The organism is Defluviimonas aquaemixtae (assembly GCF_900302475.1).
In the GTDB taxonomy this organism is placed as follows: domain Bacteria; phylum Pseudomonadota; class Alphaproteobacteria; order Rhodobacterales; family Rhodobacteraceae; genus Albidovulum; species Albidovulum aquaemixtae.
Genome location: NZ_OMOQ01000012.1, coordinates 1 through 5,513 on the forward strand (window position 1 = coordinate 1; position 5,513 = coordinate 5,513).

The 5,513-nt window shown below is 44.9% G+C and carries 9 protein-coding genes; all 9 read right to left on the minus strand.

Annotated features, from left to right (window positions below; genetic code table 11):
• On the minus strand, positions 1–155 hold a 155-nt coding region (locus DEA8626_RS21825), incomplete at its 3' end, for a major capsid protein (protein WP_016631132.1).
• A 36-nt stretch (positions 156–191) separates the two neighbouring features.
• The gene (locus DEA8626_RS21830) at positions 192–308 is read right to left on the minus strand and encodes a phage DNA packaging protein J (protein WP_000033471.1); all 117 of its coding nucleotides are present in this window, start codon (positions 306–308) and stop codon (positions 192–194) included.
• The gene (locus tag DEA8626_RS21835; protein WP_000084700.1) at positions 308–766 is read right to left on the minus strand and encodes a scaffolding protein D; all 459 of its coding nucleotides are present in this window, start codon (positions 764–766) and stop codon (positions 308–310) included. The genes DEA8626_RS21830 and DEA8626_RS21835 overlap by 1 nt, the downstream gene beginning before the upstream one ends.
• Positions 763–1,002, minus strand: a complete 240-nt coding sequence (locus tag DEA8626_RS21840; protein ID WP_016670801.1) for a phage DNA packaging protein C — start codon at positions 1,000–1,002, stop codon at positions 763–765. Before DEA8626_RS21840 ends, DEA8626_RS21835 begins: the two co-directional genes overlap by 4 nt.
• Positions 935–1,087 carry a hypothetical protein gene (locus DEA8626_RS21845; RefSeq protein ID WP_435988044.1) on the minus strand — a complete coding sequence of 51 codons (153 nt, stop codon included), beginning with the start codon at positions 1,085–1,087 and terminating at the stop codon, positions 935–937. Before DEA8626_RS21845 ends, DEA8626_RS21840 begins: the two co-directional genes overlap by 68 nt.
• Entirely contained in the window at positions 1,020–2,588 is a 1,569-nt protein-coding gene (locus tag DEA8626_RS21850) for a replication endonuclease (RefSeq protein ID WP_001134933.1), read from the minus strand. Before DEA8626_RS21850 ends, DEA8626_RS21845 begins: the two co-directional genes overlap by 68 nt.
• A gap of 36 nt (positions 2,589–2,624) precedes the next feature.
• Positions 2,625–3,611, minus strand: a complete 987-nt coding sequence (locus DEA8626_RS21855; protein WP_000466547.1) for a Minor spike protein — start codon at positions 3,609–3,611, stop codon at positions 2,625–2,627.
• Between the two features lie 8 nt (positions 3,612–3,619).
• The gene (locus DEA8626_RS21860) at positions 3,620–4,147 is read right to left on the minus strand and encodes a hypothetical protein (protein WP_000487867.1); all 528 of its coding nucleotides are present in this window, start codon (positions 4,145–4,147) and stop codon (positions 3,620–3,622) included.
• Between the two features lie 110 nt (positions 4,148–4,257).
• Positions 4,258–5,513, minus strand: a 1,256-nt coding sequence (locus DEA8626_RS21865) for a major capsid protein (protein ID WP_001453099.1), incomplete at its 5' end; no start/stop codon positions are given.

Sequence of the window (5,513 nt, forward strand, 5' to 3'; positions counted from 1 at the left end):
AGACGGAGAGCGCCAACGGCGTCCATCTCGAAGGAGTCGCCAGCGATAACCGGAGTAGTTGAAATGGTAATAAGACGACCAATCTGACCAGCAAGGAAGCCAAGATGGGAAAGGTCATGCGGCATACGCTCGGCGCCAGTTTGAATATTAGACATAATTTATCCTCAAGTAAGGGGCCGAAGCCCCTGCAATTAAAATTGTTGACCACCTACATACCAAAGACGAGCGCCTTTACGCTTGCCTTTAGTACCTCGCAACGGCTGCGGACGACCAGGGCGAGCGCCAGAACGTTTTTTACCTTTAGACATTACATCACTCCTTCTGCACGTAATTTTTGACGCACGTTTTCTTCTGCGTCAGTAAGAACGTCAGTGTTTCCTGCGCGTACACGCAAGGTAAACGCGAACAATTCAGCGGCTTTAACCGGACGCTCGACGCCATTAATAATGTTTTCCGTAAATTCAGCGCCTTCCATGATGAGACAGGCCGTTTGAATGTTGACGGGATGAACATAATAAGCAATGACGGCAGCAATAAACTCAACAGGAGCAGGAAAGCGAGGGTATCCTACAAAGTCCAGCGTACCATAAACGCAAGCCTCAACGCAGCGACGAGCACGAGAGCGGTCAGTAGCAATCCAAACTTTGTTACTCGTCAGAAAATCGAAATCATCTTCGGTTAAATCCAAAACGGCAGAAGCCTGAATGAGCTTAATAGAGGCCAAAGCGGTCTGGAAACGTACGGATTGTTCAGTAACTTGACTCATGATTTCTTACCTATTAGTGGTTGAACAGCATCGGACTCAGATAGTAATCCACGCTCTTTTAAAATGTCAACAAGAGAATCTCTACCATGAACAAAATGTGACTCATATCTAAACCAGTCCTTGACGAACGTGCCAAGCATATTAAGCCACTTCTCCTCATCCAACGCGTCAGTTTTTGACAGAATCGTTAGTTGATGGCGAAAGGTCGCAAAGTAAGAGCTTCTCGAGCTGCGCAAGGATAGGTCGAATTTTCTCATTTTCCGCCAGCAGTCCACTTCGATTTAATTCGTAAACAAGCAGTAGTAATTCCTGCTTTATCAAGATAATTTTTCGACTCATCAGAAATATCCGAAAGTGTTAACTTCTGCGTCATGGAAGCGATAAAACTCTGCAGGTTGGATACGCCAATCATTTTTATCGAAGCGCGCATAAATTTGAGCAGATTTGTCGTCACAGGTTGCGCCGCCAAAACGTCGGCTACAGTAACTTTTCCCAGCCTCAATCTCATCTCTCTTTTTGCGTTCTGCTTCAATATCTGGTTGAACGGCGTCGCGTCGTAACCCAGCTTGGTAAGTTGGATTAAGCACTCCGTGGACAGATTTGTCATTGTGAGCATTTTCATCCCGAAGTTGCGGCTCATTCTGATTCTGAACAGCTTCTTGGGAAGTAGCGACAGCTTGGTTTTTAGTGAGTTGTTCCATTCTTTAGCTCCTAGACCTTTAGCAGCAAGGTCCATATCTGACTTTTTGTTAACGTATTTAGCCACATAGAAACCAACAGCCATATAACTGGTAGCTTTAAGCGGCTCACCTTTAGCATCAACAGGCCACAACCAACCAGAACGTGAAAAAGCGTCCTGCGTGTAGCGAACTGCGATGGGCATACTGTAACCATAAGGCCACGTATTTTGCAAGCTATTTAACTGGCGGCGATTGCGTACCCGACGACCAAAATTAGGGTCAACGCTACCTGTAGGAAGTGTCCGCATAAAGTGCACCGCATGGAAATGAAGACGGCCATTAGCTGTACCATACTCAGGCACACAAAAATACTGATAGCAGTCGGCGTGTGAATCATTAGCCTTGCGACCCTCGGCAGCAAGAACCATACGACCAATATCACGAAAATAGTCACGCAAAGCATTGGGATTATCATAAAACGCCTCTAATCGGTCGTCAGCCAACGTGAGAGTGTCAAAAACGATAAACCAACCATCAGCATGAGCCTGTCGCATTGCATTCATCAAACGCTGAATAGCAAAGCCTCTACGCGATTTCATAGTGGAGGCCTCCAGCAATCTTGAACACTCATCCTTAATACCTTTCTTTTTGGGGTAATTATACTCATCGCGAATATCCTTAAGAGGGCGTTCAGCAGCCAGCTTGCGGCAAAACTGCGTAACCGTCTTCTCGTTCTCTAAAAACCATTTTTCGTCCCCTTCGGGGCGGTGGTCTATAGTGTTATTAATATCAAGTTGGGGGAGCACATTGTAGCATTGTGCCAATTCATCCATTAACTTCTCAGTAACAGATACAAACTCATCACGAACGTCAGAAGCAGCCTTATGGCCGTCAACATACATATCACCATTATCGAACTCAACGCCCTGCATACGAAAAGACAGAATCTCTTCCAAGAGCTTGATGCGGTTATCCATCTGCTTATGGAAGCCAAGCATTGGGGATTGAGAAAGAGTAGAAATGCCACAAGCCTCAATAGCAGGTTTAAGAGCCTCGATACGCTCAAAGTCAAAATAATCAGCGTGACATTCAGAAGGGTAATAAGAACGAACCATAAAAAAGCCTCCAAGATTTGGAGGCATGAAAACATACAATTGGGAGGGTGTCAATCCTGACGGTTATTTCCTAGACAAATTAGAGCCAATACCATCAGCTTTACCGTCTTTCCAGAAATTGTTCCAAGTATCGGCAACAGCTTTATCAATACCATGAAAAATATCAACCACACCAGAAGCAGCATCAGTGACGACATTAGAAATATCCTTTGCAGTAGCGCCAATATGAGAAGAGCCATACCGCTGATTCTGCGTTTGCTGATGAACTAAGTCAACCTCAGCACTAACCTTGCGAGTCATTTCTTTGATTTGGTCATTGGTAAAATACTGACCAGCCGTTTGAGCTTGAGTAAGCATTTGGCGCATAATCTCGGAAACCTGCTGTTGCTTGGAAAGATTGGTGTTTTCCATAATAGACGCAACGCGAGCAGTAGACTCCTTCTGTTGATAAGCAAGCATCTCATTTTGTGCATATACCTGGTCTTTCGTATTCTGGCGTGAAGTCGCCGACTGAATGCCAGCAATCTCTTTTTGAGTCTCATTTTGCATCTCGGCAATCTCTTTCTGATTGTCCAGTTGCATTTTAGTAAGCTCTTTTTGATTCTCAAATCCGGCGTCAACCATACCAGCAGAGGAAGCATCAGCACCAGCACGCTCCCAAGCATTAAGCTCAGGAAATGCAGCAGCAAGATAATCACGAGTATCCTTTCCTTTATCAGCGGCAGACTTGCCACCAAGTCCAACCAAATCAAGCAACTTATCAGAAACGGCAGAAGTGCCAGCCTGCAACGTACCTTCAAGAAGTCCTTTACCAGCTTTAGCCATAGCACCAGAAACAAAACTAGGGACGGCCTCATCAGGGTTAGGAACATTAGAGCCTTGAATGGCAGATTTAATACCAGCATCACCCATGCCTACAGTATTGTTATCGGTAGCAAGCACATCACCTTGAATGCCACCGGAGGCGGCTTTTTGACCGCCTCCAAACAATTTAGACATGGCGCCACCAGCAAGAGCAGAAGCAATACCGCCAGCAATAGCACCAAACATAAATCACCTCACTTAAGTGGCTGGAGACAAATAATCTCTTTAATAACCTGATTCAGCGAAACCAATCCGCGGCATTTAGTAGCGGTAAAGTTAGACCAAACCATGAAACCAACATAAACATTATTGCCCGGCGTACGGGGAAGGACGTCAATAGTCACACAGTCCTTGACGGTATAATAACCACCATCATGGCGACCATCCAAAGGATAAACATCATAGGCAGTCGGGAGGGTAGTCGGAACCGAAGAAGACTCAAAGCGAACCAAACAGGCAAAAAATTTAGGGTCGGCATCAAAAGCAATATCAGCACCAACAGAAACAACCTGATTAGCGGCGTTGACAGATGTATCCATCTGAATGCAATGAAGAAAACCACCATTACCAGCATTAACCGTCAAACTATCAAAATATAACGTTGACGATGTAGCTTTAGGTGTCTGTAAAACAGGTGCCGAAGAAGCTGGAGTAACAGAAGTGAGAACCAGCTTATCAGAAAAAAAGTTTGAATTATGGCGAGAAATAAAAGTCTGAAACATGATTAAACTCCTAAGCAGAAAACCTACCGCGCTTCGCTTGGTCAACCCCTCAGCGGCAAAAATTAAAATTTTTACCGCTTCGGCGTTATAACCTCACACTCAATCTTTTATCACGAAGTCATGATTGAATCGCGAGTGGTCGGCAGATTGCGATAAACGGTCACATTAAATTTAACCTGACTATTCCACTGCAACAACTGAACGGACTGGAAACACTGGTCATAATCATGGTGGCGAATAAGTACGCGTTCTTGCAAATCACCAGAAGGCGGTTCCTGAATGAATGGGAAGCCTTCAAGAAGGTGATAAGCAGGAGAAACATACGAAGGCGCATAACGATACCACTGACCCTCAGCAATCTTAAACTTCTTAGACGAATCACCAGAACGGAAAACATCCTTCATAGAAATTTCACGCGGCGGCAAGTTGCCATACAAAACAGGGTCGCCAGCAATATCGGTATAAGTCAAAGCACCTTTAGCGTTAAGGTACTGAATCTCTTTAGTCGCAGTAGGCGGAAAACGAACAAGCGCAAGAGTAAACATAGTGCCATGCTCAGGAACAAAGAAACGCGGCACAGAATGTTTATAGGTCTGTTGAACACGACCAGAAAACTGGCCTAACGACGTTTGGTCAGTTCCATCAACATCATAGCCAGATGCCCAGAGATTAGAGCGCATGACAAGTAAAGGACGGTTGTCAGCGTCATAAGAGGTTTTACCTCCAAATGAAGAAATAACATCATGGTAACGCTGCATGAAGTAATCACGTTCTTGGTCAGTATGCAAATTAGCATAAGCAGCTTGCAGACCCATAATGTCAATAGATGTGGTAGAAGTCGTCATTTGGCGAGAAAGCTCAGTCTCAGGAGGAAGCGGAGCAGTCCAAATGTTTTTGAGATGGCAGCAACGGAAACCATAACGAGCATCATCTTGATTAAGCTCATTAGGGTTAGCCTCGGTACGGTCAGGCATCCACGGCGCTTTAAAATAGTTGTTATAGATATTCAAATAACCCTGAAACAAATGCTTAGGGATTTTATTGGTATCAGGGTTAATCGTGCCAAGAAAAGCGGCATGGTCAATATAACCAGTAGTGTTAACAGTCGGGAGAGGAGTGGCATTAACACCATCCTTCATGAACTTAATCCACTGTTCACCATAAACGTGACGATGAGGGACATAAAAAGTAAAAATGTCTACAGTAGAGTCAATAGCAAGGCCACGACGCAATGGAGAAAGACGGAGAGCGCCAACGGCGTCCATCTCGAAGGAGTCGCCAGCGATAACCGGAGTAGTTGAAATGGTAATAAGACGACCAATCTGACCAGCAAGGAAGCCAAGATGGGAAAGGTCATGCGGCATAC

Excerpts from the sequence above, each read along its gene's own strand:
- DEA8626_RS21850 (WP_001134933.1), bottom strand. The coding sequence starts at position 2,588 with ATGCCTCCAAATCTTGGAGGCTTTTTTATGGTTCGTTCTTATTACCCT.
- DEA8626_RS21835 (WP_000084700.1), bottom strand. The coding sequence starts at position 766 with ATGAGTCAAGTTACTGAACAATCCGTACGTTTCCAGACCGCTTTGGCC.
- DEA8626_RS21855 (WP_000466547.1), bottom strand. The coding sequence starts at position 3,611 with ATGTTTGGTGCTATTGCTGGCGGTATTGCTTCTGCTCTTGCTGGTGGC.
- DEA8626_RS21830 (WP_000033471.1), bottom strand. The coding sequence starts at position 308 with ATGTCTAAAGGTAAAAAACGTTCTGGCGCTCGCCCTGGTCGTCCGCAG.
- DEA8626_RS21860 (WP_000487867.1), bottom strand. The coding sequence starts at position 4,147 with ATGTTTCAGACTTTTATTTCTCGCCATAATTCAAACTTTTTTTCTGAT.